This is a genomic window from Stenotrophomonas lacuserhaii (assembly GCF_014836545.1).
Taxonomy (GTDB): Bacteria; Pseudomonadota; Gammaproteobacteria; order Xanthomonadales; family Xanthomonadaceae; genus Stenotrophomonas; species Stenotrophomonas lacuserhaii.
This window is the reverse complement of record NZ_JACSQS010000008.1, coordinates 63,516-87,221: the sequence shown is the minus strand read 5'-3', so window position 1 is coordinate 87,221 and position 23,706 is coordinate 63,516. Positions and strand designations below refer to the sequence as shown.

The following is a 23,706-nucleotide window of genomic DNA, read 5'->3' as shown; positions in this document are numbered from 1 at the left end:
AAAGCACGCCTGGAACAGGTGTCTTATCCCGGTACGGGCCATCATCACTCGCGCATCGGGAAGGTCCACGTCGTGGGCACCGAGCTCCAGCGATAGTGGCGCACCTGCAGCTTGGCGATGGGCCGGGCGGTGGCGATCTCGGTTCGCATCGGCAGGCTGCCGTTCTCCCAGGCAAGTGGCACCTGCGCCAGCCGCGTCGGCTGCGCGGGCTTCAGCGGGGCAATGATCATCTGCTCGGACGGCAACACGTTTCCTTCCTCATCCAGCGGCACGACCACGCTGTACAGGCCGGTCTTCGCCTTCCAGGACTGCCTGCCCTGCAGCAGCGTCGCGCGATGGGCAGCGGGGCGCAACAAGGTGATGTCAGGATTGAGCGCGGAACGTTCGCCAGGCTGCAGGATCTCGGTCGTCTCGAACGCATAGACTTCGGCGTCGACGGACATGCGCACCGCTTCGATGCGGCCCAACACATCACGCGGCGCGCCCAGTGGCACATGGAAGGGGAAGCTCACCTCGTTCTGCGTGACTGAATACTTTTCCGGCAAGAACAGCGTAGGCGTTACCCGTTTGGTCGGCAGTCCGGCGATCTCCGCCCCATCCGCATCCAGCATCGCCACGTCGTGCAGGCGGGACATCAGGATGCGCTCGTGCTGTCCTTGCCCGGCCGATGGATCGCGTTCCAGGCTGGAACGCGCGCCTATCGCCAACCAGCGCCCTGTCCCGCCCTCTGCGGGAATCCAGAACGAGCCCATGTACGGCATCAACGTGGGCAGAGAGGCCGCGCCCACCATGTAGTCCTCCAGTTGGCCCAGTGCCGCCGCGCGGTGCGTGTAGGCCGAAGAATCCGGCGCAACGCCGCTGAAAGGCGGGCGCTGCAGCGTCTGGTTCACCTGCTCGGCATAGCTGACGTAGCTCTCGACATCCTCGCTCATCTGCAGCATCGGGTCGTGCCCGGTATCTGCCAGGTGCACGCGGTGGAGGGATGCGGGCAGGCCTTTGCTGGCCGCGTACCGCACTTCCATCCGCAGCTCGATCGGCATGCCGTCGCCACGCGCCACCACCAGCCGGCCGTCGCCCTGCGCGCCGGGGCCTGCAACGGACAGCTCCATCAGCACCGCCTCCGGGGTGACTTCGATAACACTAAGGGTCGTCTGGACGCTGCCATGGGGTTCGATCCGCAGCGTTTCTGCCACAACGTCGCCCACCGCCACGGTGGCGGGCAATCGCACCGGCCGCAGTCCCGCTGCCTGTTGCCCGGTGAGCAGTGCCTCAGCCGCATCGGGTGATTTCCGGGACAGTGCAGACCATGCGCTCTGGTCCGTTGCACGCAGCGCGCCGAACTCGCCAGATCGCGTTGCCCCGGCGCTGAAGCCTTCGGCAAGCACGGCCAGTTGCGCCGCGTCGGCAGCGTCGAGCGGGTCCAGGTCCATCAGATAGCTTGCGTGACCCGCCGCGTCCCTGCGTTGCGACCAGATGGGCAGGACTCGAAGCTGGCTGCCTGCGCGCGACGCCGGCTGCAATGCCGCTTCGTAATAGCCGGACAGCGTTGTCTCATCGCCTGCATCCGGCCCGCTGCTCACTGCATGGCGCACGTAGTAAACAGACGGCACAGCGGGGTGGGAGTCCACGGTGGCGGCCGACGTGGCGGTGGCAACCATCGCCATCGCCGCCCACGTGATGATGTACAGCCGTTGGAGGAAGTCCATTTGCCCTGCTCTCCATATCCATCGAAAGCGGGGGAGTGTAGCAATGCCGCCGTCTACTGGATCCGGCTCGCGGGGTGGCCCTTGGCCGACTCCGCTGCCCTCACTTCCCGGTACAGTGCGTCGGTGCGGGCCTGGCCTTCTGCACTCGCGCGGGCATCGGCCTCCTTGTTCTGCCGATCCATTTCCTGGTACTGCGCCCAGACCTCCGGGGTGATCGTCTTGAGCGTGTTGTCAGGACGAAGCTGGATGGAGGCGGGAACGCCCAGGCTGACGGAAAAGTTGCTGAACAGCCATTGCCTGCGTGCGTGCGGCGAGGCATGAAGCAGATCGGGCTCCGCATAGGTGTTCATCGGCAGGTGCTGCTCGGCAATCGTTTCGTCTGCGGATATCCGTACGAGCCTGACGATGAGTCGCTCCTTCGCCCGCTCCTCGGCGTACAGGGCCGCAACGTCGCCCTCGATCCAGAGGACCTGCCAGTAGCCGGTGATCGATTGCACCGCGAAGGGATGGGTGCGTACCAGGACCAGGTTGCTGGCTTCATCGTACAGCGCACTCCAGCCCGGCGGCGCGGGCCTTGGGGAGCAATCAACCGTGCTGGTGATGATCTTTTCCAGCGTCGCCTTGCCGCCGTGTGCGGACAGGTGCGTTGTCCAGCAGGCCGACCCATCGCGGGTGCGCGATGCCAGCAGGACGGTGTCCTCGGCAACCACGATGGCATCGGTGTGGACGATCTGCTCGTCCCTGGCATCCGCATCCTGCAGCAGGTCTGCGAATGCCTTGTCTGAAAGCTCCGTGCCATCGACGTACAGCGTATACGTCGTGTAGTGCTGGTACTCGCTGACGTTGATATCCAACGTCGACTCCGTGACCGCCACCACCTTCAGGCTGTCAGTGGAGAGGACCGTCTTCCGCGTGGTGCCGCCACACCCAGCAGCAAGCAAAGCAGCAGACATCGCCAGCACGGCTGAGCACAGCAGGGATGCGTTCTTGACCATCATGGTGCTGCGTCCTGCAGGGTATGGAAGGCGGGTTTGATGCCGCGCCAAGCATAGCGGTTCCTGGGACGGCTATCGGGCGGCGTGATGTGCGGCTCACGCCGTGGGAATAGTGCCGCCGACGGCCAGTTGGAGGTCGAAGTTCATCCCGGGATCTCCAGCGTGGCGATCTTGCCGCGTTCCAGGGTGAAGGCGTAACGCAGGTCGATCGGGCTGCCGGGGAAGTCGCCCACCACGTGGCTGGTGACGAAGTAGGTGCGCTCGTTCTTTTCCACCTTGATGGGTGTGGCGGTGTAGCGGTAGCGGTCGGCGGTGTGCGCTTTCCAGGCCTCGATGGCGGCAAGACCGGTGTGGGTCTTGCCCTCGTCCCGCACCGATCCATCCGGGTTGAAGCAGCGGGCGACGGCACGCCCATCGTTCGCGTCGGCGTTGAAGTAGGCAATGATCGGCTCGGGCAGGTTCAGGTCTTTCATGGGCAGGCTCCGGTTGAGGACAGGGGCTCAGGATGGCCCGTTCCTGCCGTCAACAGAATCGCCTACTATCTGATCAGGCTATGTAGGAATCAGGGCACAATGCGTGGCTCCGAATTCGCAGAACTCAAAGCCTTCGCGGCGGTAGTCGACCGGGCCAGTTTCGCCCGTGCCGCCGACCATCTCGGGCTGTCCCGCTCTGCGCTCAGCCAGACCGTGCGGCAGTTGGAGGCGCGCCTGGGCGTGCGCTTGTTGAACCGCACCACGCGCAGTGTTTCGCCCACCGAGCCCGGACGGCGGCTGCATGAGCGTATCGCCCCGATGCTGCGCGAGATGGATGATGCCGTCGCGCAGGCGGTGGGCAGCACCGCGCGAACTGCAGGAACGCTGCGGATCAATACGCTCAGCATGGCAGCGCACAAGCTCATCGCCCCGCGGCTGGGCCGCTTTGCGCAGGCCCATCCGGATGTAGTGCTCGACATCGTGATCGACGATGGCTTGAGTGATATCACCAGCGAGGGCTTCGATGCCGGCATCCGGGTGGGCGGGCGGCTGCAGAAAGACATGATCGCGGTGCGCCTGACACCGGATGTGGAGCTGCTGGCGGTGGCGTCCCCCGGCTACCTGGCGCGGCATGGCGAGCCCAAGGTGCCGGCCGATCTGCAGCAGCACGCCTGCATCGGGTGGCGCTACCCGGGCAGTAGCAAGATCGCCAGTTGGGAGTTCCGCAGGAAAGGGAAGAGCGTGGAGTTCGTCCCCGAGGGCAGGTGCTGTCCAACCACCAGGACATCGTGGTGCCCGCCGCACTGCAGGGGCTGGGGATCCTGTACGCCTACAACGACGACGGCATTGCCGAAGCACTGCGGGATGGGCGATTGAAGCGCGTGCTCGCCGACTGGTCCCCCACCGTGCCGGGCCTGTTCCTGTACTACTCCAGCCGTCGCTACCTGCTGCCGGCGCTGCGTGCGTTCATCGATTGTCTGCTTGACCGTGACCTGGGACAGGGCAGGGACATCCAGACGTAGGTCGCTGCGGGCTGGCATGAAGCATCGATCTGCGTTGGCCGGTGTCGGCCGGGATATGCGTAGACCCCTTTGTGGGGTCATCAGTGACGCAGCGTGGCGGGCGCCCGAAGGGGCGTTCGTGGGTGTCCGTGACTTCGCTTCCTCCCCCTTCACCGAGGATCTGCCATGGACACTACCTTCCCTGCTGCTGCAGCACACGCGCCACCGGTTGATGCGCGCATGCCCGGCCCGTCGCGTACCGAAGAGCTCATCGCAGGTGGCGAGGGCGAGCTGTTCATCCGCAGTTGGCGACCGAGTGGACTGTTACGCGCGGTGCTGGTGATCGTGCCGGGATTCAACTCACACAGCGGCCACTACCAGTGGGCCGCCGCGCAGTTCACCGCGATCGGGCTGGCGGTGTACGCCGTCGATCTGCGTGGGCGCGGCAAATCCACCGGGCTGCGCTTCCATGTGCAGCACTTCGACGATTACCTGGCGGACGTGCAGTCGGTGATGGACGTGGCGCGGTCGCGCGAGCCGGCCGTACCGGTGTTCCTGCTTGGCCATAGTGCCGGCGGGGTGATCGCAAGCGCCTACGCCCTGGAACACCAGGATGAGCTGGCCGGGCTGATCTGCGAAAGCTTCGCCCTGCAGGTTCCCGCACCGGCCCCGGTGCTGGCGCTGGTGCGCTGGCTCAGCGGACCATTCCCGAAGCTGCGGGTGCTGAAGCTGCCGAACAAGGAGTTTTCGCGGATGCCCGATGCGGTCGCCGCGCTTGATGCGGACCCGCTTATCGCGGGGGAGAGGCAGACCGCGCTGACGGTGGCGCAGATGCTGGCAGGCAGCGACCGGCTGCGGCGTGGCTTTCCGACGCTGCGCCTGCCGGTGTTGATCGCCCATGGCACCGCCGACAAGGTCACCGTGCCCGGCGGCAGCCAACTGTTCCATGGCGCCGCAGGATCTGCCGACAAGACACTGCGGCTGTACCCGGAGCACGCGCATGACCTGCTCAACGATGTCGGACGCGAGCAGGTGATGCACGAGTTCAAGCAGTGGATCGAAGCGCGCCTTGCTACCCCGGACTGGAGACTGCAATGAACCTGCCCCCGCGTTCCTTGTGCCGCACGTCCTTCGCGCTGATGGTGCTGCTGGCCATCCAGGCCACCGCGCAGGCCGCCAGACCCGCCGCGATCCAGAGCTACGCGAGACCCCGCTGAAGCTGGTCCACGGCCGTGAGCGCATCCACTTTGAGCACTTCTGGAACGACTTCGCCGCAGACCGCAGCAAGTCGATCCCGGGGGCCGACCGCCAGTTCTACGCTGCCGACTATGCACGGCCCGGTGGCATGCGCTCCGGCTTCGAGTACTTCAGGAACTTCGAGCAGGATGCGAAGGATTTCGCAGGCTTCGCAAAGACAGCGCTGCACATGCCGATGTTGGTATTGTTCGGCGAGATGGCCTGCGCTGATAGCTTTCCTGGACCAGCCGCCGGTGCGGCAGAACTGACGCCTGCCAAGAGGACTCAGGTGGCCTGGGATTCCGGCCTGCAACCTGCTACCCAGGCAGCGATCCGCTCACGTTGCCCAGGTTCCAGCACGCGGTACGGAATCGGCACCTCCGATTCGCTGAGTTCCATCAGCATCGCATGCCGGTACCAGTGCAGCTTCTTCACCGCTGTCCACGAAACCGATTGCGGCCCGCCCCGGCTGTGGCGGATGAAGCCTTGCGCGTCCATTTCAAACCGGCAGCGGCCGACCCGGAAGGACTTCCAGGCGAACAGCCCGAGGGCGAAGGTGCCCAGCATCAGGTTCACGAACAGCAGGTTCCACCAGCGGCGGTTCGTCGGCATGATCGTGGTATGGATATGCTCGCGCAGGAGAGCAAGATACTCGCCGGGACGGTATCGAACCTCGAACTGGAAGGGTGCTGCCGGATCCATGCCGGGCTCCGTTTGGGATGGCCCATCTTCAATGCAGCAGCTGGGCGCGTCCAGAGGTTACGTCCGGCGTTTGAGTGGATACAGGCTACACAGCGCTGCCCGCTGCGCGGAGCCTGCATCGGCCTGAGCACAGCCCCGCAGGCGATCAGCCCCCTGCCAACGCGTCAGCTTCCCGCAGGTTCAACAATGACCGCCGTGCCATAGCACAGCACCTCGGTCAGCCCGGTCATGATGTCGGTGGCGTCGTAGCGCATGCCGATGATCGCGTTGGCGCCCAGCATGCGTGCGTGCTTCACCATGTCCCGGTAGGTCTCTTCGCGTGCCTGCTCGCACAGCTGGGTGTAGATGGTGATGTTGCCGCCGAACAGGGTCTGGATGCCGCCGAGGAAGTTGCCGACGATCGAACGCGAGCGCACGGTGATGCCGCGCACCACGCCGATGTTCTGCACCACGCGGAAGCCCGGCAATTCAAATGCGGTGGTGATCATCGAATCGTCCAGGCGCGCATCGCCGGCAGGACGTCGAGCCGTGTTGTAGGGGTCAGCCATGGATGTCTCGAAGTGGTGTGGGTGAGGGGGATGGTTGATCGCGCGGCAGGCGCGGCAACCGGTCGGCGTCAGTCGCGCGCTGCGATCACCCGCAGCGCCAGGGCAGCCTGATAGACCCGCCCGGAAGCTTCGTCCAGTGCTTCCATGCCGGCAATCAGGCGGCCGTGCTTGAAGGGTACGTAGTCGTTGAAGCTGCCCATGCCGCCGAACACGGACATGACCGAGCCTGAGAGCATGTTGAGGGAGGGTTGGTCGTGCGGAGTTGCGGCAAGTGCCTCGGCCTGCCGCAGGCAGGAAACGAAGTGGCGCCGCCATTCGCACCTGCTGTCGTGTGCCAGCAGGTCGCAGAGCGCACTCAGTTCCATGATCAGCTCATCCAGTTGCGCGGCTCTGTCTTCCATGCGGCTGACTATACTGGCAAGACTGCGGCAGGAGACCCTGCCACGGTCAGTCTTTGGCATCCCACTGCGCGAGGTGCAACAGCACACCTGCGGGATCCCAGACGTAGGTTACCTGCGCTCCATAGGGCTCGCTCCGTGGGGGTGCCACCCGCGCGCCGGGGTACTTGCCGGTGTCCAGCAGTGCGCGGATGGCGTTGAAGCAGGCGGCAGCGTCCTGCACGGAAACATGCAGCATGGTGTTCTCCGCCCATTCCTTCGCATAGCCGCGTTGCAGGTAGAAGCGCGAGGGGCCGAGCTTGAACAGGGCCAGGTTGTCGTCCGCCCACTCGCGCTCGCAGCCCAGCGCTTCGTAGAAGGCTTGCGAGAGTGCAAAGTCCCGGGAAGGAAGGAACGTCCGGACGTCGGTGGCCTGGAGATCGATCATGCTCTACGCCTCTGGGGGTGCATGCGGGAGGGTGCCACGATCCAGTGTGCGCAACCAACTTGCCACGCGGGCTGCAGCTTCAACGGGCTGGGCCTGGAGCAGCAGGTGTGGCCCGTCCAAGAGGTGCGAGTGAGCTTGCTGCTGGAGTCCACGCTCGATCGATCGCAAAGCGCTGGCCTGCAACAGTCGATCCTCGTTTGCATGCAGGCAAAGGACAGGCGTTGAGACCAGGGGGAGCAACGCCCGAACGTCGATCCGCAGCGTCTCCACTGCGCGTGCACGCAGCACCGACGGCGACGTGCCGGCCAGCGCAGCACGCAGCGCGCTTTCCAATGATGGCGTCCGCCAGCGTCCAAGCAGAAGCCTGGCCAGCGGCGCGACAGGCGGCAGCGGGAGCGGCAACTGCAGCACGCGGGCCAACACAGACGGGGCAGGCACCGGGGCACGTGCAAACGTGGTGGAGAGGATGATGCCGCGAAGCGAGGTCAGCCCGCTCGTCCCGAGCATTACCGCCAAGGGACCCGCAAATGATTCACCGAGCAACACGAAGGGCGGTTGCCGGAGCAGCTGGGGGCGAAGCCAATCACGCAGTGCGTCATATCCCATCGCCCGGTCTTTCGGATATGCGATGACCTGGGACTCAATCCCCTGCGCCTCGAGCGCGTGCATGAAAGGGACGGACAGGCGGCCGCTCCCATCGAGCCCTGGCAGGATGATCAGAAGGGGGGCGGAGCCGTTCGTCATTGTCGATATGAAGGGTTAGGTGGGCCTGTAGCGTGCCATTCTGGCCAGAATGGTTTGGCAGTATTCGATGATAGTACGAAGGGAGCTGGGGGCTCACTGTGTCGAATGCGACGTTTATTCGGCTCATCCGGTGAGCCGAATAGACGGCCTATTCGGCTCACGGCCTTGCCAGCATTGACGCTACGCCCTTCGATACCCATAACGGATCAACCCCGCCTGTGAACGGTATTGGCCGCCGTTGCCCTGCCAGTCCACGCTGTGTGGATGACGGATACCCCCCTTGATTTCAAGGGACAGGTTGGCCTCGTCACCGGCGCGGCGGGTGGCTTGGGCCTGGCTTATACGCGCCTGCTGGCATGCCTCGGCGCCAGGGTCGTGATGCAGGACGTCGGCGCCGACCGCGATGGCGAAGGGCGTGACCCGGGACGGGTGGCCAGTGCCGCTGCACGCCTGCGCGTGGACGGTCTGGATGTCACCAGCTGCGGGCTCGCCATCGATACGCGCGCGCAGTGTCACGCATTGGTCGACGAGGTTCTGGCCCAGCACGGGCGGCTGGACTTCATCATCCACAATGCCGGTTGGGTGCATTACCAGCGCATCGAAGACATCAGCGAGGTACAGCTGGAGCACATGCTGGATATCGCCACCAAAGCGCCTTTATGGCTGGCCCAGGCAGCGTGGCCGGCGATGCGTGCGGCAGGAGGCGGGCGCATCGTGCTGACCACCTCCGACCGGGCGTTGTACCCGCAGTACGTGCAGCACGGGCTGGCCAGCTACGCGATGGCCAAGAGCGCCGCAGTGGGTCTGATGAACGTGCTGGCTGCAGAGGGCGAGGCGGACAACATCATCGTCAATGCGGTATCGCCGGTGGCCAAGACGCGCATGTGGGGCGTGTACGGCGAACCCGATGAACTGCATCCAGATACCGTGGCACCCGGTGTGGCCTGGCTGGCCTCGCCGCGCTGCGTGCAGGGCGGCTGGGTATTGCGCGCCAGCAATGGCCAGTTCCATGCGACGCGCACGCAGGAGCCTGCCGGCGTGAGCTACCCGCGCGATCTGCAGGGTGTGGCCGCCGCCAGCGTGCAGGCTTTCGATGCGGCGTGGCCGGAGATTGCGCTGCCGGCGATCGAACCGCGGAGCAGGCACCGGGACTGCTAACCTGAGCCGGCCATTCCACGCGCGGTTGCCATGATCGATCTTCGTTTGCTGCGCCAGTTCGTCGCTGGTGCGGAAGAACAACATTTCCACCGCGCCGCCGCGCGCCTGCATATGTCACAGCCCCCGCTGACTGCGGCGATCCGCCGGCTGGAAGAGCAGATCGGGGCGCTGCTGGTGATACGCGGCCATCGCACCGTGGGGCTTACTGCTGCCGGGGAGGTTTTGCTGGTGCAAGCGCGGCACACCCTGCAGCAGGCCGCCCACGCGGTGGAGGCCACGCGCGAGGCCGCGGCAGGACGCAGCGGACAGGTGCGCGTGGCGTATGTCGGCAGCGCGCTGTACGGCCGCCTGCCGCCGCTGATCCGTACGTTCAGGCGCAGCCACCCGCAGGTGCGCCTGGAGTTGCGCGAGGCGACCTCGCGCCAGCAGCAGCACATGCTGGCCAAAGGCGAGATCGACCTGGGCGTGCTCATTCCTCCCATTCCCGCTTCGCCGGGGATGCAGCTGCAGGACTTCGATGTGGACGCGCTGGCTATTGCCTTGCCGCACGCACACCCGTTGGCGTCCGTCGTTGCCTTGCGGATGGAGGATCTTGCCGGTGAGGAGTTCGTCAGCTGGCCCGCCGTGGAAGGTGAGGGATTTCATTCGCATGTGATGCGCCAGTGCGTAGCTGCGGGATTCATGCCCAAGGTGGTGCAGGAAGCACACGGCATGCATGCGGTGCTGTCATTGGTGGCGGTGGAGACCGGTATCGCCATCGTGCCATCCAGCATGGTGGGATTCCGCGATACGGAGGTCTGTTACCGCCCCGTGCAGTCGGACGATGCGCATTTCAGCTTGAGTTTCTGCCTGCGCACCGATGTGGATAATCCGGCCCTGCATGCGTTCATGGGAATGGCGCGTAGCGGGTGAAGGGCGGAGGGTGTTGCGATACTGCGCGTCGCGTTTGCCTCTTCAATGGCGAATCACCAGCCTATAGCGTTTGCACTCACGGTTCTGGTGATCCAAGGAAGATGTGATGAGTGCAAGCTATGACAGTATCGTCGACCAGTACATGGCCTACGCCAATGCCTCGCCGACCCGGCCCATCGAAGTACGCACGATGCTGCGCTTGTCCGGCGAGGTGAAAGGAAAAAGCGTGCTGGACCTGGCCTGCGGATCGGGCTACTACGGACGCGAATTCCTGCGTCACGGCGCGGGAAGTGCGCATGGCGTGGACCAGTCGCAGGGCATGATCGATTTCGCCCGCGCCCTGTCCACCTATCGCGGCGATGGCATGACCTTCCAGACCCACGATGTGATGGATATGCCATCAGGCAGCGAGCATGACATCGTGCTGGCTGCGTATCTGTTCAACTACGCCGCTTCGCTGGACGAACTGCAAAGGATGTTCTCCGCGGTCATCCCGCATGTGAAGCATGGCGGCAAACTTGTGGTGCAGACCTTGAATCCGGACTACCGGCTGGGCCTGGGGGACTACGCGGCGTACGGGGTGAAGGTTCTGGAAGAGACACCCTGGAAGCAGGGTGCGCGGCTGCGGCTGGAGTTTCCGGGTACGCCGCCGGCGTTGATCACCAACTACCGCTGGGAGCGTGCACATTACGAGCAGGCCATCCGCGCGGCCGGCTTCAGCGCGGTCAGCTGGCATGAGCCGGTGCTGGAGCGGGCCGATATCGATGCGCGCGCTGAAGGTTACTGGGAGGGCTACGTGCACAACTGCATGTCGGTGAACCTGGTGTGCGAACGCTGAAACGGGCGTGGGCGGTTTCGCTTTCGCCTCTTCAATGCGTAGGCGACGTTGCGTAGCGTGGAAACCTCTGTTGAAGAGGATTTCCACGATGAAAGCGCACTACGATGACATCGCAGGCCAGTACGCGGCGTATGCCAACGCATCGCCCACGCGCAGGGCCGAACTGCGGACCATGCAGCACATGGCCGGCGATGTGACGGGCCGCAGCGTGCTGGATCTGGCCTGCGGTTTCGGCTTTTATGGCAGGGCAATGCTGCTGGCCGGCGCCGCCAGCGCGCACGGTGTGGACCAGTCGCCGGAGATGGTGGCATTGGGGAGGCGGGTATCGGCGAGTGCCGGCGACGCGATGACCTTCCAGGCCAGTGACTTCCTGCAGTTGGCACCGGTGCGCGAGTACGACCTGGCGGTGGCCGCCTTCCTGTTCAACTACGCGCAGTCGCTGGACGAGCTCGCACGGATGGCCGCGGCGGCGTTCGAGCACGTACGCGCCGGTGGCAGGATCGCCGTGGAGACGATGAATCCTGATTATTGCCTGGCCAATGGTGATTGTTCGAAGTACGGCGTGCGGGTGCTGGATGATGTGCCGTGGCAGCAGGGCGCGAAGATGGAGATGGAGTTCCCGGGCGATCCACCGGCGCGCATCACCGTGTTCCGCTGGGCACGCGAGCATTACGAGCACGCATTCGCGCAGGCGGGTTTCACCGACCTGGTGTGGCAGGCCCCCTGCCTGTTGGAGCAGGACCGGCTGGCCCAGCCGGCGGGATACTGGGATGACCTGCTGCGCAACGGCTTGGCCGCGTGGTTCTCCTGCACCAAGCCGTAGCGCCGAGCCATGCTCGGCGGGCACGCAGCGTGGCGTGTGTCAGGCATCCCGATGCCGGAACGGAAAGCCGCCGAGCATGGCTCGGCGCTACCAGGGTGGGCCGCGCGGCGTGCACCCGGGATCAGCGCATCAGCGGCGGTCGCGCTTCATCCATGCTCGCACGAACAAGACGATGAGGCCGCTGAAAATCACCCACGAAATGAGGTCGAACAGGCCATCGCCGATCAAGGCACTGACCAGCCCGACCAGGCTCGCCAGGGTGATCCAGGCCGGTGCGATGAAGGGGCTCTTCATGCCACCTCCTGCGTCTGCGCGCGTTCGATCTCGGCCACGCGCGTGGCGGTGTTGCCGCGCTTGAACCACAGGTACAGGCCGCTGACCAGCACCGCGATGGTCAACAGGTCCAGCAGCGCCCACAGGATCTTCAACGGCAGCTTGCCGTAGTCACCAAAATGCAGGGGCTGGCTCAACAGCAGCACGGTCATGTAGGTCGGCAGCTGCGGCTGCGCGGTCAGCGCGCCGGTGCTCGCATCGATCAATACCGGGCGATACAGGCGTTCGGTCAGTGGTGAATTGCCCTGCATGAACACGCCGAAGTGGTGGTCACCGCTGTAGCCGGTGCCGGGGAAGCTGACGAAGGCCGGGCGCATCTCCGGTTCGGCGGCGCGCGCGGTATCCACCGCTGCCTGCAGCGAAGCCAGCTGGGTGGGCTTGGGCTGGCCGGCATACCGCGCGGCGAACTCACCCAGCTGCTGGGTTTGCCAGGCCTGTTCCAGCGGCTTGGCCAGGGTGTTGATGGCCCCGGTCAGGCCGACCACCAGCGCCCAGCCCAGCGTGACGATGCCGATCACGTTGTGCAGGTCCAGCCAGGCCAGCCGGCGGCTGCGACCGGTGCGCAGGGTGCCGAAGCGTTGCTTGCGCATGAAGGGTCCATACAGCACCAGCCCGGAGATGATCGCCACCACGAACAACAGCCCCATCGCACCCATGAACAGCAGGCCGGGCAGGCCAAGGAACAGGTCCGTATGCAGGCGGTACAGGAAGTACATCACGCCTTCGTTGAACTGCGGTGCGGGCACCTGTTCGCCACTGACGGTATTGAGCAGCACGGTCTGCATCTGCGCCGGCGGCGTATCGGTGCGCGCGCCGGTGTTGACGTACATCAGCGGGGCGTCCGGGTCCCAGCCGACGAACAGCGGCACGTTGCCGGGGAAGTGCTGCAGCGCGGTCTGTACCTGCGCATCCAGGTCGCGCAAGGGGGCGTCGGCGGGTGCGGCCGGTACTTCCGGGTCGGCGCCGGTGAGGTGGGCGATTTCGTGGCCGAATACCAGCGGCAGGCCGGTCAGGCACAGCAGCAGCAGGAACAGGGTGCAGACCAGACTGGACCATTTGTGGACCACGAACCAGGCTTTGATGGCAGAGCGTTGCATGCAGCAGGAATCCTCGGGCGACGGCTGGAAGAGAATTGGGGATCAGAACCGGCGAGGACTGACGCAGCGGATTATCCGGATGCGGATATGTGAATACAAATGATTCGCAAGCGCAGGGATTGTCGGCACTCCCTCTGTTGCCCGTGTGTCATCCAGCGAAGACTGGAACCTCCCCCACCCGAGGCAGTGACATGAGCACAGGCAGGATGTACGACGGGAGCGTCTTGCAGTACCAGGACTGCGTAGAGGTTTCCGCCTGCCGTCCCGTGGAAGCGCGCTGCGTGCTTCACGCCGCAGGCCCGCTGACCGGGTTGGATGGCATCGACCTGGGCTGCGGGACCGGCTGGTACGGCAGGCAGATGCTGGCGGGCGGCGCGCGGCGCGCCTTGGGCGTTGATTGCACCCCCGACATGCTGGCGCAGGCCCGCCAGCTGTCGCGGGAAGGCGGTGATGTCATGACCTTCGTGCAGGGTGACCTACGTGACTTGCGTGACCTGCGGTTGCGCGAAGAGTTCGACATCGCCATCGCATCATGGGTCTTCTGCCATGCCACCACTGCGCTTGAGTTGGCGCAGATGTACTGCGCTGCCGCTTCCGTGCTTCGTCCCGGAGGAACCCTTGTCGCAGTGGTCAACAACCCTGCGTATCGGCTGCAGGACGGCGACTGGTCAGCCTACGGCGCCAAGGCGATAGCGCAGGAGCCACACCCGGACGCAGACCGCCTGACAGTCGAATTCGCGGGCGAGCCTCCGATCAGGGTAGTGGACTACCAGTGGGGCACTCGTTGCCATCAGGCCGCGGCTACTGCGGCGGGTTTCGGTGCGCTGTCATGGCACTGCCCCACGCCGGATCCATCGGATAGAGCTGCATTTCCTCAAGGCTTCTGGGATGAGTACGAACGAAATCCGGTCTCAACGGTGCTACGTTGCGTGAAGACATGTGGTGTCACGGAAGCAGGCTGACAGCAGCTTTCAGGGACCTCGCGCGCTGATGGCGGGTACGGCGTCCGTGAAGAGGATCGCGCTGGACAGCAGGTCGGCCAGTGCTTCAAACAGCAGATCGCGGTCGCTGCGCGGGGTGCTTGCACCGTCGCCGATCTCCAGCTGCAGCGTCTGCTGTTTCTCTTCGGCAAGCGGCAGGGAGAACTCGTCGCCAGCCTGAATCGGCTGCGCGTTGCCGTTCAGCGCGGTCATCGCGGTGTCATTGCCGGATCACATGGCGGTCGCCGGGGCGGGAATAGGGTGGACACACCCGCCCCCCACGGAGACCTGTCATGTGGCTCATCGACCGTCTACTTGCCGTTCCCGCCTCGGTGCCGGTTGCCCCCGCACCGGAAGCATTACCGGAAGCGCACGCGCGCCGACTGACCCTCAAGCGCCCCGCGCGTGCCGGGCGCATGGCAATCTCACCCTGGCAGAAAGTCGCCGCGCCGGCCCGCCGCAGCCGCCACTGACGGCCTAGTCGCGGTCCGCCGGGTGGTGCACCCCATCGTTGGTGGGTACCTCGCCCAGCGCAAAGGGATTGATTCCCTCCAGGCAGGCCACGTTGTAGCCGAACTCGCGTGGATTCGAGCGCCGCCGGTGATGGGTGTAGATGCCGCAGACGCTGCAGAACCAGTGTTCGGCCACGTGGGTATTGAACTGGTACAGCCGCAGCTGTTCGCCTCCGCGCACCACCTGCAAGCCTTCCTCTGCAACGCTGGCGGCAATGGCACCGCGCCTTCGGCACATCGAACAATCGCAGCGGCGCGGCTCGACAATGCCGTTCGGCAGGTGCAGCCGCAGCTCCACCGCGCCGCAATGGCAGGTAGCAGCGTGGTGCTCGTTTACAGGAACTCCGGCAACCGATGTGATTCCCATGGGGTCCTCCAGGGTGATGCCTACATTGTGTAGCAGGCGGTACTGGCTGACGACCGTTGGTCGTGGTGGGTGACGACCGTTGGTCGTCACGCGCTCTCTCTCTCTCGCCAAACCTGAACAGGCGGCCATTCCGCCAACGCGCCGGCTGTGGCTAACTAGGCGCCCCACGGATGAAGTGACAGCACCACAGTGAAGGCAGCAGGACGTTGGACGATCGCGATCATCATGCTGCTCGGCGCCCTGTGGACCGGCGGACTGCTGTTCTACCAGACCCCTGGGCCGGTGTGGCTGGGCGCGCTGCTGGCGCTGGCCTGGATGCTGGTTGCGGGCTGGATGGCGCTGCGCGTGGCCCGCGGACGCGCCGGCCGGCACATCGGATCGGCCTACGTGCTGGGCATGGCCTGTGCCGCCCTCTGGTGGACAGCGCTGAGCCCCAGCCAGGACCGTACGTGGGCTGACGACGTGGCCGAGCGCCTGCACGTGGTGTCCTTCGACGGGCGCCATGTGGTGCTGGACAACGTGCGCGATTTCACCTGGCGCACCGAACAGGACTACGACGCGCGCTGGGTGCGCCGTGAGTACGACCTGCAGCAGCTGCGCTCGGCCGACCTGGTGATGTCGTACTGGATGGGCCCGGCCATCGCCCACACGCTGGTGTCGTTCGGTTTCGCCGACGGTCGCCAACTGGTGTTCTCGCTGGAAATCCGCAAGGAACGGGGCGAGTCGTTCTCCGCCCTGGGCGGCTTCTTCCGCAAGTTCGAGATGACCCTGGTGGCCTCGGAAGAGACGGACATCATCCGCACGCGTACCAATGCACGCGGCGAGGACGTCTATCTGTACCGCCTGCACGGGCTGACGCAGGCACAGCTGCGCACCCTGTTCGCCGGCTATATCGAGCAGGCGCGCAGCCTGGATGCCGCCCCTGCGTTCTACAACACGCTGACCAGCAACTGCACCACCATCGTGTTCGACCTGGCGCGCCACATCGCGCCCGGGCTGCCGCTGGACTACCGCCTGCTGGCATCGGGCTACCTGGACGAATACGCCTTCGACCAGGGCGCGCTGGCGCCGGGTTATCCGTTTGCCACGCTGAAGGCACGTGCGCGGATCACCGAGCGCGCGCTGCAGCCGCAGGCCCGGAATGACTTCTCCGCCTGGATACGCCGCGGCGTTCCCGGTACCGCACAGGAAGACCAACCATGATGGCCGCGGCATACCCCTTCAACTGGCAGCGCAGCGTGCGCCTGCTGCTGGCGGCCACCGTGCTGCTGATCGGCAGTGGCTGCGCGATGGTGACGGTCAAGCAGGTCGCCAACACCGATTACCTGACCACCAAGCGGTCCGACGTGCTGACCACCGGCAAGCTGAGTGCGGCTTCGCAGGAGACCCTGAGCGTGGTCGGGCTGGATGCGAGCCAGTGCGAAAAGGATCTGGTCGCGTGCCGTCGGACCCTGCTGGATACCGATGGCGTCAGCGCCGAACAGCGCATGTCCGCGTTGTCCGAGCTGTGGGTGCAGACCGCGCTTGCCCTCAGCCCCAAGCCAAAGCACGCCGACAAGGAGCCGATGAGCGATGCGGCGGTGGATGCTTGGCTGGAAGCGGCCCGCTTCGCGTATGCATACCTGTTCTTCAGCGGGCGCGCGCCGTCGGACCGTGCCTTTGAAGATCGCCAGACCCAGGTGCGCGACTACTACAACTACGCTGCCGAACAGACCGCTTCGGTGGTGTTCCGGCGGGCGCGCGCCTCCGCGCTGGAAGGGGAAGATTACAACGCCCCGGTGGCCGGCGAGCGCTGGACCATCACCTCCGACTACGACCGCCTGTCGATGCCCAGCATCCCGACCCGGTTGGTGTCGGCGGCTACGATCAGTTTCGTCGGCCTGCGCAGCACCTACCGTCGCGATGGCTTCGGCGCGGAGCTGGTGGTGGTGATGGATCCACCGAAGTTGAGCACGCCGTTGCCGGATGCTGATGCGCCGGTGGATGGCGCAGCACCGAAGCGCAGGCATGAGGTGCCCCAGTACAGCGAGATGTCCTCGATCAATGCCACCGCGCTGCTGCGCTTCAAGGGCAATTCGTTGGACGAGGTACTGCAGACCCGTCAGGTGCTGCTGGACGTGTATTCGCCCGAGGCCACCGAGCGCGTGGACCTGCACGGTCAGCAGGTACCGCTGGCCGGCAATTTCACCGCCGCGTATGGACTGTGGCTGGCGCAGAGCGGCTTTGCCACGCAGGCGCTGCGCACCCTGTTCGGCATGGCCGAAGGTATCAAGGAACCGCACATCTACCTGATGCAGCCGTGGGACCCGGATCGCCGCATCATCTTCATGCTGCACGGCCTGGGCAGCAGTCCCGAAGCCTGGGTGAACGTGGCCAACGAGATCATGGGTGAAGAGGAACTGCGCCGTGAGTTCCAGGTGTGGCAGGTGTATTACCCCACCAACGCGCCAATCGCCCTGAACCGCTATGAGATCTCGCGTGCGTTCAACAGCACGCTGAAGCACTTCGATCCGGGTGGGCAGTCGCGCGCGTCGAAGGATCAGGTATTCATCGGCCACAGCATGGGCGGCGTGCTCGGCCGCTTGATGCTCAGTTCCTCAGGCGATGTGCTGTGGAATGACCTGATGGCGCGCTATGACCTGAAGGGCGAGCGCCTGCAGCGGGTAAGGACCAAGTTGGGGCCGTTGCTGCAGTTCCAGCCGCAGCCGAACGTGGAACGGGCGATCTTCATTGCCGCTCCGCACAAGGGTACGGACATCGCCGGTAACCGCGTGGGTCGCCTGATCGGCCGTCTGGTACGCCTGCCGCTGACGATCCTGGGCTCGTTCGAGGATGCCTTCAACACGCTGCAGCAGGCCGATGCGCAGCGCAGCGGCAGCGAGAAACTGCGCGTGCCGAACAGCATCGACAACCTGAAATCCAGCGATCCGTTCGTGATGGCGGCAGGCTCGCTACCGATCCAGCCGGGCTTGAAATATCACTCGATCATCGCCCATCGCAAGGCGGATGTGCCGCTGCTGCAGTCCGATGACGGACTGGTCCCGTACTGGAGCGCGCACCTGGACGGTGCGGTGTCGGAGAAAGTGATCATCTCCGGCCACAGCGTGCAGGAAACCCCGCAGGCGGTGCTGGAAATCCGCCGCATCCTGCGCGAGGACGTGGACGAGGTGGGCGCACGGCCCTGATCTGGAATCCGCAGATCGGTAGGTGACGACCGTTGGTCGTCACAGGGCCGCCCTCGATCAACGACGTGACGACCAACGGTCGTCACCCACACCCACCCCTCACCCACCAACGGTGGCGGCGATCAGACGCGCCGCGCGACCACCGTGGCCAGCAGCGCCAGCAGCAGCGTCACGGCGAAGCAGAGCAGGTAGCCCAGCGTCTCGCGGCCGTCGACGAAGGCGGCAAACAACGATCCCGACAACGCCAGCGTGGTCGCCACGCCGACCCCTTCGCTGAGCTGCAGGGCTGAACTGTTCGCGCCCTGTTCGTGCGGTGCCGACATCGACAAGGTGAGCACCGACAGGCTGGGGTAGATCAGGCCCATGCCCAGCCCGGTCAGTGACCAGCCTGCCAGGGCAAGCAACAGCGGCACGCCCTGCTGCAGGGTCAGCGAGGTCAGCAGCAGACCGCCGCACATCATCCACGCACCGGCCTGCAGCAGGTGGGCCCGGGTCCAGCCGCGGCGCTGGTGTCCCTGCATCCATGAGCCGGCGAACCAGCCCAACGCGCCCATGCTCAACGCGGCGCCGGCCCACAGCGGAGACAGATGGCGTTCGCGCTGCAGCAGAAGCGGCAGGAATGCTTCGGCCGCAAAGAAGGCCGACGCGGCGATGCCGCGCATCGCGATCACGCTGGGCAGGCCGCGGCCGAGACGCAGCGTACCGGTGGGCAGCAGGTGGCGTGCGCAGGCCACCAGCAGGACCAGCGCCGCAGCCATCAGCGCGATGGCGAGGATGCCCTGCTGCTGGCCGCCCAGGTACAGCAGCAGCGCGGCAAGTGCGGTGCCGATCGCCCAACGCACCACCGGCCGTGATGCGACCTCGGTGCGCGGATGCTGCGCACTGGCGCGCAGTGCCGGCACCAGCAGCAGGGCGGCGGGTAGGGCCAACACCGGTACCGCCAGGAAGACCCAGCGCCAGCCGACGTATTGCACGATCAGCCCGCTGATCGACGGACCGATCAGCGAAGGCACCACCCAGCCCGCGGAGAACGCAGCGAAAACCTTCGGCCGCAGCGCTTCCGGGAAGGTGCGCGCCACCAGCACGTACAACGACACCGATACTGCACCGATGCCCACGCCCTGCAGCAGGCGCCCAGCCACCAGCACGCCCATGCGCGGGGCCAGTCCGGCCACGATCAGGCCGGCCAGGAAGAAGCCCAGTCCGAACCACAGCGGACGCGGCGGACCTTGCTGGTCGCACAGGCGGCCGGCCACGCTCATGCCGATCACGCTGGTCGCCAGCGCACCGCCGAAGGCCACTGCGTACAGGCGCAGGCCATCCAGCGCCAGCGCCACGGTGGGCATGGCGGCGGCCACGGCGAGGGCCTCGAACGCGACCAGCGCGACCAGCGCGACCATGCCGATGGTGGTGGCGCGGTAGCGCGGCGAAAGGATGGAGGCATCATCCGGTGGAGCGATCGAGGCGGCGGGGGCGTTCATGCAGGCACTTGTATTGGCGAAGCGGAGGCGGCAGCATCACGCCTCAACCAAGGTTGAGGTCAAGTGATGGCGACGCAGGAGCTTAGTGTAGGCGAGGTGGCCAAACGCAGCGGCGTCGCCGTGTCCGCATTGCATTTCTATGAGCGCAAGGGGCTGATCCGCAGCCTGCGCAACGCAGGCAACCAGCGCCGCTTCCCGCGCGATGTGCTGCGGCGGCTGGCGGTGATCCGCGTGGCCCAACGCGTGGGCATGCCACTGGAAGCGGTGGGTGCGGCGTTGGCCGAGCTTCCCGAAGGCCGCACGCCGACCAAGGCCGAATGGTCGCGCATGTCCGCGCGCTGGGGTACCGAACTGGATGAGCGCATCCACCTGCTGCAGTTCCTGCGCGACCAGCTGACCGGCTGCATCGGCTGCGGTTGCCTGTCATTGAAGCGCTGCCGCCTGGCCAACCCGGATGACAGGCTGGGTGAGCAGGGTGACGGTCCGCAGCGCTGGGAATAGCGCTGCGTCGTGCCACCGCCGGTCGGCGCCGCTTGCCTCACCACACGGTGAGCGTCTGCCCGCTCTGGATGCCTTCCACCGCGCGCTGGTACGCCAGTGCGACGCGGCGCGCAGGTGCCGGTTCAAAGCCGGGGAAATACGGCGCATAGGCGGCGGCCGATTCTTCCAGCACGGTCGGGCTGACGATGTTGATGCGCAGCCCGCGCGCGGCCAGTTCGAACGCTGCAGCGCGCACGAAGCCTTCCAACCCGGCGTTGACTGCGGTGGCGTTGCTGCCGTCGCGGATAGGCTGGGCGCTGATGATGCCGCTGGTGAGGGTGATGGAGCCGCCCACGCGCAGGTGATGCTGGGCGGCCAGTGCCAGCCGCACCTGGCCGAGCAGTTTGTCCTGCAGGCCGCTGTCGAACTGCGCGGCGGACATGTCCTGCAACGGCCCGAAGTGGACCTGGCCGGTGGTGGCGATCACCGCGTCCAGCGGGCCGGTGGCTTCGAACAGTGCCTGCACGCTGCGGTCGTCGGTGAGGTCGACCTGGTGCTGGCCACTGTGGCGACCGGCCGCCAGGATTTCATGCTGCCGCCCCAGGTGGGCGGCGACGGCTTGGCCGAGGGTGCCGGACGCGCCGACGATCAGGATCTTCATGCTGCTTCTCCGTTGGGGACACGCTCAGTCTGCTACCTCGTTGAGCTTTCGGTAAGCGGGGTATGATTTGCTCATTCCGAATCCAGGGTTTGCAATGGACACCTTGCGCTGCATGCAGGCCTTCGCGGCGGTGGCCGACCACGGCAGCTTCGCGCGCGCCGCCGAACAGCTGCAGGTATCGGCGGTAATGGTCGGCAAATACATCCAGCAGTTGGAGAGGCACCTGGGCGCGGCGTTGCTGCAGCGGAATACGCGCCGGCAACGGCTGACCGAGGCCGGCGCGGCCTACCTGGCCGGCTGCCGGCAGGTGCTGGAGCAGGTGCAGCAGGCCGAAGCGAGCGTGGCCGGCCTGCAACTGCAGCCGCGCGGGCTGCTACGGGTGAGCGCGCCGAGCACGTGGGGAAGCTGCGTGCTGGCACCGGCGCTGGCGTCGTTGCTGCAGGCGCAGCCGCTGTTGAATATCGAGCTGGACCTGAGCAACCGCACCGTGGACCTGATCGAGGATGGCTTCGACGCCGCCATCCGGGTGGGGCCGCTGCCGTCGCGTGAGCTGGTGGCGCGGCCGCTGCCGCCCTATGCGATGAGCCTGTGTGCATCGCCGGCCTACCTGCAACGCAGGGGTACGCCGCAGTTGCCGTCCGACTTGGCCGTGCATGATTGCCTGGGCCATCTGGCCTGGCGCGGTGGCCATGGCTGGCGGCTGGCCAGCGGTGAGCCGGTGGACTGGGAGCCGCGGGCGCGGCTGAGCAGCAATGACGGGCAAGCGTTGCGCCAGGCGGCACTGGCCGGTGCTGGGCTGGTGCTGCAGCCGACGGCGCTGCTGGGTGAGGACATCGCCGCAGGGCGGCTGGTCAGCGTATTGGAAGCGTATCTACCGGTGCCACGCCCGATGCACCTGATCTACCTGCCGGACCGCCGGCCGCGTCCGCGCCTGCAGTGTTTCGTGGATTTCCTGGTGGAGCGGTTTCCAGTGTCACCGGAAACCTGGAGCGGTAGCACCGAGCCACGCTCGGCGAGCGCGCAGCGCGGCGCGGCATGACGGCCAGCGGCCGTCAGTGCCGTCGGGGGTTCAATCGTTGGCGGCGGACAGTTCGCGGCCACGTGCCTGGGCGGCGGCCAGCGCCTTCGCGACCAGCGCCTCGAAGCCGCCGGCCTGGAAGGCCTCGATCGCCGCCTGCGTGGTGCCGCCCGGCGAGGTCACCCGGCGGCGCAGTTCGGCCGGCGCTTCACCGGCTTCATCGAGCATCCGCGATGCGCCCAGCAGGGTCTGTTGCACCAGCGTGCGCGCCGCCTCGGCCGGCAATCCCTGCGCGATGCCGGCCGCTTCCATCGCCTCGGCCAACAGGAACACATACGCCGGGCCGCTGCCGGACACCGCAGTGACCGAATCCATCAGTGCTTCATCGTCCACCCATACGGTACGGCCGGCGCTGGACAGCACCCGGTCGGCCTGCGCGCGTTGATCGTCGCTGACCTGGGCGGTGGCGAACAGCCCCGTAACCCCTGCACCCAGCAGGGCAGGGGTGTTGGGCATCGCGCGCACCACGGCGATGCCGCCGCCCAGCCAGCGATCCAGCTGGCTGCTGGTGATGCCGGCGGCGATGGAGACCAGCAGCGGTCGCTGCGCGGCCGCCACGGGCTGAAGCGAGGCACACACTTCAGGCAGCACCTGCGGCTTCACCGCCAGTACCCAGGCGCGGGCCTGGGCAGCGGCCTCGCCCGCGGTGGCGTACGTGGTGACCCCGAAGTCAGCAGCCAGCGCAGCGCGCAGGGCGTCCACCGGCTCGGCGACATGGATGTCGGCGGCCGCGGTGCCCTGTCGGACCAGGCCGGCGATCAGGCTGCGGGCCATGTTGCCGCCGCCGATGAAAGCGATGGAGGAATCGGTCATGCGGATGCTCCTTTCAGTTCAGGCCGGACGGACGCGCGCGCCGAACAGCGCGGTGCCGATGCGGACCATGGTGGCGCCATCGGCGATGGCCTCGGCGTAGTCGCTGCTCATGCCCATCGACAGCGTGTCGGCCTGTGGGTATCGGCTCTGCAGAGCCTGCTGCAGCGCCTGCATGCGGCTGAAGGCCACGTGGCGTTGCGCAGGATCGGGCCACGGCGCCGGGATGGCCATCAGCCCGCGCAGCTGCAGGGTGGGCTCGGCGGCGATGGCCGCCGCCAGCGCGTCGACCTGCGCAGGCTGGCAGCCGTGCTTGCTGCTTTCATCGTCGATGTTGACCTGGATCAGCACGTTCAAGGGCGGCAGATCAACCGGCCGATGGCGCGCCAGGGCGGTGACCAGCTTGCTCCGGTCCACGCTCTGCACCCACTGGAAATGACGCGCGACAACCTCGGACTTGTTCGACTGCAGGTGGCCGATCAGGTGCCATTCCAGCCCAAGGCCTTGCAGCGCCTCGATCTTCGCCAGCGCCTCCTGCACGTAATTCTCGCCGAAGGCGCGCTGGCCTTCAGCGGCCAAGGCAGCAACCGCCGACGCCGGCTGGGTCTTGGACACGGCCAGCAGGGTGGGCACTGGCCGCCCGGCGGCCTGCGCCGCGTTCTGCAGGTTGCTCAGTATTCCGGGCAGGGGACTTTGCACGTGACGCGTTCCGGTCTGACAGGACGCTATACTGACGCCCGGGGAAAGATCCTTCCAGTCGT

Annotated in this window: 27 protein-coding genes and 1 pseudogene; 12 read left to right on the top strand and 16 right to left on the bottom strand. The window is 66.2% G+C overall.

Translation table 11 applies throughout. The features are described 5' to 3' along the window. Positions 1–44: 44 nt before the first annotated feature. From H9654_RS09570 to H9654_RS09560, 3 genes are all read right to left on the bottom strand, one after another. Positions 45–1,706, bottom strand: a complete 1,662-nt coding sequence (locus tag H9654_RS09570; RefSeq protein ID WP_191770654.1) for a hypothetical protein — start codon at positions 1,704–1,706, stop codon at positions 45–47. A gap of 53 nt (positions 1,707–1,759) precedes the next feature. After that, entirely contained in the window at positions 1,760–2,704 is a 945-nt protein-coding gene (locus tag H9654_RS09565; protein WP_191770653.1) for a hypothetical protein, read from the bottom strand. A 140-nt stretch (positions 2,705–2,844) separates the two neighbouring features. Continuing rightward, complete coding sequence (locus H9654_RS09560) at positions 2,845–3,174, bottom strand: nuclear transport factor 2 family protein (protein WP_191770652.1); 330 nt, start codon at positions 3,172–3,174, stop codon at positions 2,845–2,847. 99 nt (positions 3,175–3,273) lie between these two features. Here H9654_RS09560 and H9654_RS09555 point away from each other — a divergent pair. The 3 genes and pseudogenes from H9654_RS09555 to H9654_RS17890 all read left to right on the top strand — a co-directional run bounded on the left by H9654_RS09555 (position 3,274) and on the right by H9654_RS17890 (position 5,392). Continuing rightward, positions 3,274–4,196 (top strand): annotated as a pseudogene (locus H9654_RS09555) (LysR family transcriptional regulator). 165 nt (positions 4,197–4,361) lie between these two features. After that, the gene (locus H9654_RS09550) at positions 4,362–5,273 is read left to right on the top strand and encodes an alpha/beta hydrolase (RefSeq protein ID WP_191770651.1); all 912 of its coding nucleotides are present in this window, start codon (positions 4,362–4,364) and stop codon (positions 5,271–5,273) included. Next, the gene (locus H9654_RS17890) at positions 5,270–5,392 is read left to right on the top strand and encodes a hypothetical protein (protein WP_263615080.1); all 123 of its coding nucleotides are present in this window, start codon (positions 5,270–5,272) and stop codon (positions 5,390–5,392) included. Before H9654_RS09550 ends, H9654_RS17890 begins: the two co-directional genes overlap by 4 nt. A gap of 304 nt (positions 5,393–5,696) precedes the next feature. On the opposite strand, the gene H9654_RS09545 is transcribed toward H9654_RS17890, so the two are convergent. The 5 genes from H9654_RS09545 to H9654_RS09525 all read right to left on the bottom strand — a co-directional run bounded on the left by H9654_RS09545 (position 5,697) and on the right by H9654_RS09525 (position 8,230). Then, positions 5,697–6,113, bottom strand: a complete 417-nt coding sequence (locus H9654_RS09545) for a YcxB family protein (RefSeq protein WP_191770650.1) — start codon at positions 6,111–6,113, stop codon at positions 5,697–5,699. Between the two features lie 164 nt (positions 6,114–6,277). Next, the gene (locus H9654_RS09540) at positions 6,278–6,661 is read right to left on the bottom strand and encodes a YbjQ family protein (RefSeq protein WP_191770649.1); all 384 of its coding nucleotides are present in this window, start codon (positions 6,659–6,661) and stop codon (positions 6,278–6,280) included. 68 nt (positions 6,662–6,729) lie between these two features. Next, positions 6,730–7,062: a DUF6966 domain-containing protein gene (locus H9654_RS09535; RefSeq protein ID WP_191770648.1), complete on the bottom strand. Its 333-nt coding sequence runs from the start codon at positions 7,060–7,062 to the stop codon at positions 6,730–6,732. A gap of 46 nt (positions 7,063–7,108) precedes the next feature. Continuing rightward, on the bottom strand, positions 7,109–7,486 hold the full coding sequence (locus H9654_RS09530; protein ID WP_191770647.1) for a VOC family protein: 378 nt from the start codon (positions 7,484–7,486) through the stop codon (positions 7,109–7,111). A 3-nt stretch (positions 7,487–7,489) separates the two neighbouring features. Then, a complete protein-coding gene (locus H9654_RS09525; RefSeq protein WP_191770646.1) occupies positions 7,490–8,230 on the bottom strand; it encodes an alpha/beta fold hydrolase in 741 nt (246 codons plus the stop codon). Between the two features lie 264 nt (positions 8,231–8,494). Here H9654_RS09525 and H9654_RS09520 point away from each other — a divergent pair, with 264 nt between their 5' ends. The 4 genes from H9654_RS09520 to H9654_RS09505 all read left to right on the top strand — a co-directional run bounded on the left by H9654_RS09520 (position 8,495) and on the right by H9654_RS09505 (position 11,961). Next, a complete protein-coding gene (locus tag H9654_RS09520; RefSeq protein WP_191770645.1) occupies positions 8,495–9,388 on the top strand; it encodes an SDR family NAD(P)-dependent oxidoreductase in 894 nt (297 codons plus the stop codon). A 30-nt stretch (positions 9,389–9,418) separates the two neighbouring features. After that, positions 9,419–10,300 carry a LysR substrate-binding domain-containing protein gene (locus H9654_RS09515; RefSeq protein ID WP_191770644.1) on the top strand — a complete coding sequence of 294 codons (882 nt, stop codon included), beginning with the start codon at positions 9,419–9,421 and terminating at the stop codon, positions 10,298–10,300. A 106-nt stretch (positions 10,301–10,406) separates the two neighbouring features. Further along, positions 10,407–11,138, top strand: coding sequence for a class I SAM-dependent methyltransferase (locus H9654_RS09510; RefSeq protein WP_191770643.1), 732 nt, complete (start codon positions 10,407–10,409; stop codon positions 11,136–11,138). A gap of 88 nt (positions 11,139–11,226) precedes the next feature. Next, entirely contained in the window at positions 11,227–11,961 is a 735-nt protein-coding gene (locus tag H9654_RS09505) for a class I SAM-dependent methyltransferase (protein ID WP_191770642.1), read from the top strand. A gap of 129 nt (positions 11,962–12,090) precedes the next feature. On the opposite strand, the gene H9654_RS09500 is transcribed toward H9654_RS09505, so the two are convergent. Together H9654_RS09500 and H9654_RS09495 are read right to left on the bottom strand one after the other, a co-directional pair. Next, the gene (locus tag H9654_RS09500; RefSeq protein ID WP_191770641.1) at positions 12,091–12,255 is read right to left on the bottom strand and encodes a hypothetical protein; all 165 of its coding nucleotides are present in this window, start codon (positions 12,253–12,255) and stop codon (positions 12,091–12,093) included. Further along, on the bottom strand, positions 12,252–13,391 hold the full coding sequence (locus tag H9654_RS09495) for a PepSY-associated TM helix domain-containing protein (RefSeq protein WP_191770640.1): 1,140 nt from the start codon (positions 13,389–13,391) through the stop codon (positions 12,252–12,254). The genes H9654_RS09500 and H9654_RS09495 overlap by 4 nt, the downstream gene beginning before the upstream one ends. A 191-nt stretch (positions 13,392–13,582) precedes the next feature. Between H9654_RS09495 and H9654_RS09490 the strand changes: the two genes are divergently transcribed. Further along, positions 13,583–14,353: a class I SAM-dependent methyltransferase gene (locus H9654_RS09490; protein ID WP_191770639.1), complete on the top strand. Its 771-nt coding sequence runs from the start codon at positions 13,583–13,585 to the stop codon at positions 14,351–14,353. A gap of 9 nt (positions 14,354–14,362) precedes the next feature. Here the strand turns inward: H9654_RS09490 and H9654_RS09485 are convergent, their stop codons facing one another. Then, positions 14,363–14,584 carry a hypothetical protein gene (locus tag H9654_RS09485; RefSeq protein WP_191770638.1) on the bottom strand — a complete coding sequence of 74 codons (222 nt, stop codon included), beginning with the start codon at positions 14,582–14,584 and terminating at the stop codon, positions 14,363–14,365. Positions 14,585–14,848: 264 nt separating this feature from the next. Further along, the gene (locus H9654_RS09480; RefSeq protein WP_191770637.1) at positions 14,849–15,250 is read right to left on the bottom strand and encodes a GFA family protein; all 402 of its coding nucleotides are present in this window, start codon (positions 15,248–15,250) and stop codon (positions 14,849–14,851) included. 225 nt (positions 15,251–15,475) lie between these two features. Between H9654_RS09480 and H9654_RS09475 the strand changes: the two genes are divergently transcribed. Further along, the gene (locus tag H9654_RS09475) at positions 15,476–16,453 is read left to right on the top strand and encodes an Lnb N-terminal periplasmic domain-containing protein (RefSeq protein WP_191770636.1); all 978 of its coding nucleotides are present in this window, start codon (positions 15,476–15,478) and stop codon (positions 16,451–16,453) included. Beyond that, positions 16,453–18,435 (top strand): esterase/lipase family protein, encoded by a 1,983-nt coding sequence (locus H9654_RS09470; protein ID WP_191770705.1) that lies wholly within the window; start codon positions 16,453–16,455, stop codon positions 18,433–18,435. The genes H9654_RS09475 and H9654_RS09470 overlap by 1 nt, the downstream gene beginning before the upstream one ends. A 122-nt stretch (positions 18,436–18,557) precedes the next feature. On the opposite strand, the gene H9654_RS09465 is transcribed toward H9654_RS09470, so the two are convergent. Further along, entirely contained in the window at positions 18,558–19,916 is a 1,359-nt protein-coding gene (locus tag H9654_RS09465) for an MFS transporter (RefSeq protein ID WP_191770635.1), read from the bottom strand. Between the two features lie 66 nt (positions 19,917–19,982). Between H9654_RS09465 and soxR the strand changes: the two genes are divergently transcribed. Beyond that, positions 19,983–20,417, top strand: coding sequence for a redox-sensitive transcriptional activator SoxR (soxR, locus tag H9654_RS09460; protein ID WP_191770634.1), 435 nt, complete (start codon positions 19,983–19,985; stop codon positions 20,415–20,417). 37 nt (positions 20,418–20,454) lie between these two features. Here the strand turns inward: soxR and H9654_RS09455 are convergent, their stop codons facing one another. Beyond that, complete coding sequence (locus tag H9654_RS09455; RefSeq protein ID WP_191770633.1) at positions 20,455–21,057, bottom strand: short chain dehydrogenase; 603 nt, start codon at positions 21,055–21,057, stop codon at positions 20,455–20,457. Between the two features lie 94 nt (positions 21,058–21,151). Between H9654_RS09455 and H9654_RS09450 the strand changes: the two genes are divergently transcribed. Continuing rightward, entirely contained in the window at positions 21,152–22,096 is a 945-nt protein-coding gene (locus tag H9654_RS09450; protein WP_191770632.1) for a LysR family transcriptional regulator, read from the top strand. 30 nt (positions 22,097–22,126) lie between these two features. Here H9654_RS09450 and proC read toward each other — a convergent pair whose 3' ends face one another. Together proC and H9654_RS09440 are read right to left on the bottom strand one after the other, a co-directional pair. Continuing rightward, complete coding sequence (gene proC / locus H9654_RS09445) at positions 22,127–22,948, bottom strand: pyrroline-5-carboxylate reductase (protein WP_191770631.1); 822 nt, start codon at positions 22,946–22,948, stop codon at positions 22,127–22,129. Between the two features lie 18 nt (positions 22,949–22,966). After that, complete coding sequence (locus H9654_RS09440; RefSeq protein WP_191770630.1) at positions 22,967–23,644, bottom strand: YggS family pyridoxal phosphate-dependent enzyme; 678 nt, start codon at positions 23,642–23,644, stop codon at positions 22,967–22,969. Between the last annotated feature and the right edge of the window lie 62 nt (positions 23,645–23,706).

Excerpts from the sequence above, each read along its gene's own strand:
- H9654_RS09455 (WP_191770633.1), bottom strand. The coding sequence starts at position 21,057 with ATGAAGATCCTGATCGTCGGCGCGTCCGGCACCCTCGGCCAAGCCGTC.
- H9654_RS09565 (WP_191770653.1), bottom strand. The coding sequence starts at position 2,704 with ATGATGGTCAAGAACGCATCCCTGCTGTGCTCAGCCGTGCTGGCGATG.
- H9654_RS09505 (WP_191770642.1), top strand. The coding sequence starts at position 11,227 with ATGAAAGCGCACTACGATGACATCGCAGGCCAGTACGCGGCGTATGCC.
- H9654_RS09500 (WP_191770641.1), bottom strand. The coding sequence starts at position 12,255 with ATGAAGAGCCCCTTCATCGCACCGGCCTGGATCACCCTGGCGAGCCTG.
- H9654_RS09515 (WP_191770644.1), top strand. The coding sequence starts at position 9,419 with ATGATCGATCTTCGTTTGCTGCGCCAGTTCGTCGCTGGTGCGGAAGAA.
- H9654_RS09550 (WP_191770651.1), top strand. The coding sequence starts at position 4,362 with ATGGACACTACCTTCCCTGCTGCTGCAGCACACGCGCCACCGGTTGAT.
- H9654_RS09490 (WP_191770639.1), top strand. The coding sequence starts at position 13,583 with ATGAGCACAGGCAGGATGTACGACGGGAGCGTCTTGCAGTACCAGGAC.
- H9654_RS09495 (WP_191770640.1), bottom strand. The coding sequence starts at position 13,391 with ATGCAACGCTCTGCCATCAAAGCCTGGTTCGTGGTCCACAAATGGTCC.
- soxR (WP_191770634.1), top strand. The coding sequence starts at position 19,983 with ATGGCGACGCAGGAGCTTAGTGTAGGCGAGGTGGCCAAACGCAGCGGC.
- H9654_RS09570 (WP_191770654.1), bottom strand. The coding sequence starts at position 1,706 with ATGGACTTCCTCCAACGGCTGTACATCATCACGTGGGCGGCGATGGCG.
- H9654_RS09470 (WP_191770705.1), top strand. The coding sequence starts at position 16,453 with ATGGCCGCGGCATACCCCTTCAACTGGCAGCGCAGCGTGCGCCTGCTG.
- H9654_RS09560 (WP_191770652.1), bottom strand. The coding sequence starts at position 3,174 with ATGAAAGACCTGAACCTGCCCGAGCCGATCATTGCCTACTTCAACGCC.
- H9654_RS09520 (WP_191770645.1), top strand. The coding sequence starts at position 8,495 with ATGACGGATACCCCCCTTGATTTCAAGGGACAGGTTGGCCTCGTCACC.
- H9654_RS09480 (WP_191770637.1), bottom strand. The coding sequence starts at position 15,250 with ATGGGAATCACATCGGTTGCCGGAGTTCCTGTAAACGAGCACCACGCT.
- H9654_RS09450 (WP_191770632.1), top strand. The coding sequence starts at position 21,152 with ATGGACACCTTGCGCTGCATGCAGGCCTTCGCGGCGGTGGCCGACCAC.
- H9654_RS09510 (WP_191770643.1), top strand. The coding sequence starts at position 10,407 with ATGAGTGCAAGCTATGACAGTATCGTCGACCAGTACATGGCCTACGCC.
- H9654_RS09465 (WP_191770635.1), bottom strand. The coding sequence starts at position 19,916 with ATGAACGCCCCCGCCGCCTCGATCGCTCCACCGGATGATGCCTCCATC.
- H9654_RS09540 (WP_191770649.1), bottom strand. The coding sequence starts at position 6,661 with ATGGCTGACCCCTACAACACGGCTCGACGTCCTGCCGGCGATGCGCGC.
- H9654_RS09485 (WP_191770638.1), bottom strand. The coding sequence starts at position 14,584 with ATGACCGCGCTGAACGGCAACGCGCAGCCGATTCAGGCTGGCGACGAG.
- H9654_RS09535 (WP_191770648.1), bottom strand. The coding sequence starts at position 7,062 with ATGGAAGACAGAGCCGCGCAACTGGATGAGCTGATCATGGAACTGAGT.
- H9654_RS09525 (WP_191770646.1), bottom strand. The coding sequence starts at position 8,230 with ATGACGAACGGCTCCGCCCCCCTTCTGATCATCCTGCCAGGGCTCGAT.
- H9654_RS09530 (WP_191770647.1), bottom strand. The coding sequence starts at position 7,486 with ATGATCGATCTCCAGGCCACCGACGTCCGGACGTTCCTTCCTTCCCGG.
- H9654_RS09475 (WP_191770636.1), top strand. The coding sequence starts at position 15,476 with ATGCTGCTCGGCGCCCTGTGGACCGGCGGACTGCTGTTCTACCAGACC.
- proC (WP_191770631.1), bottom strand. The coding sequence starts at position 22,948 with ATGACCGATTCCTCCATCGCTTTCATCGGCGGCGGCAACATGGCCCGC.
- H9654_RS17890 (WP_263615080.1), top strand. The coding sequence starts at position 5,270 with ATGAACCTGCCCCCGCGTTCCTTGTGCCGCACGTCCTTCGCGCTGATG.
- H9654_RS09545 (WP_191770650.1), bottom strand. The coding sequence starts at position 6,113 with ATGGATCCGGCAGCACCCTTCCAGTTCGAGGTTCGATACCGTCCCGGC.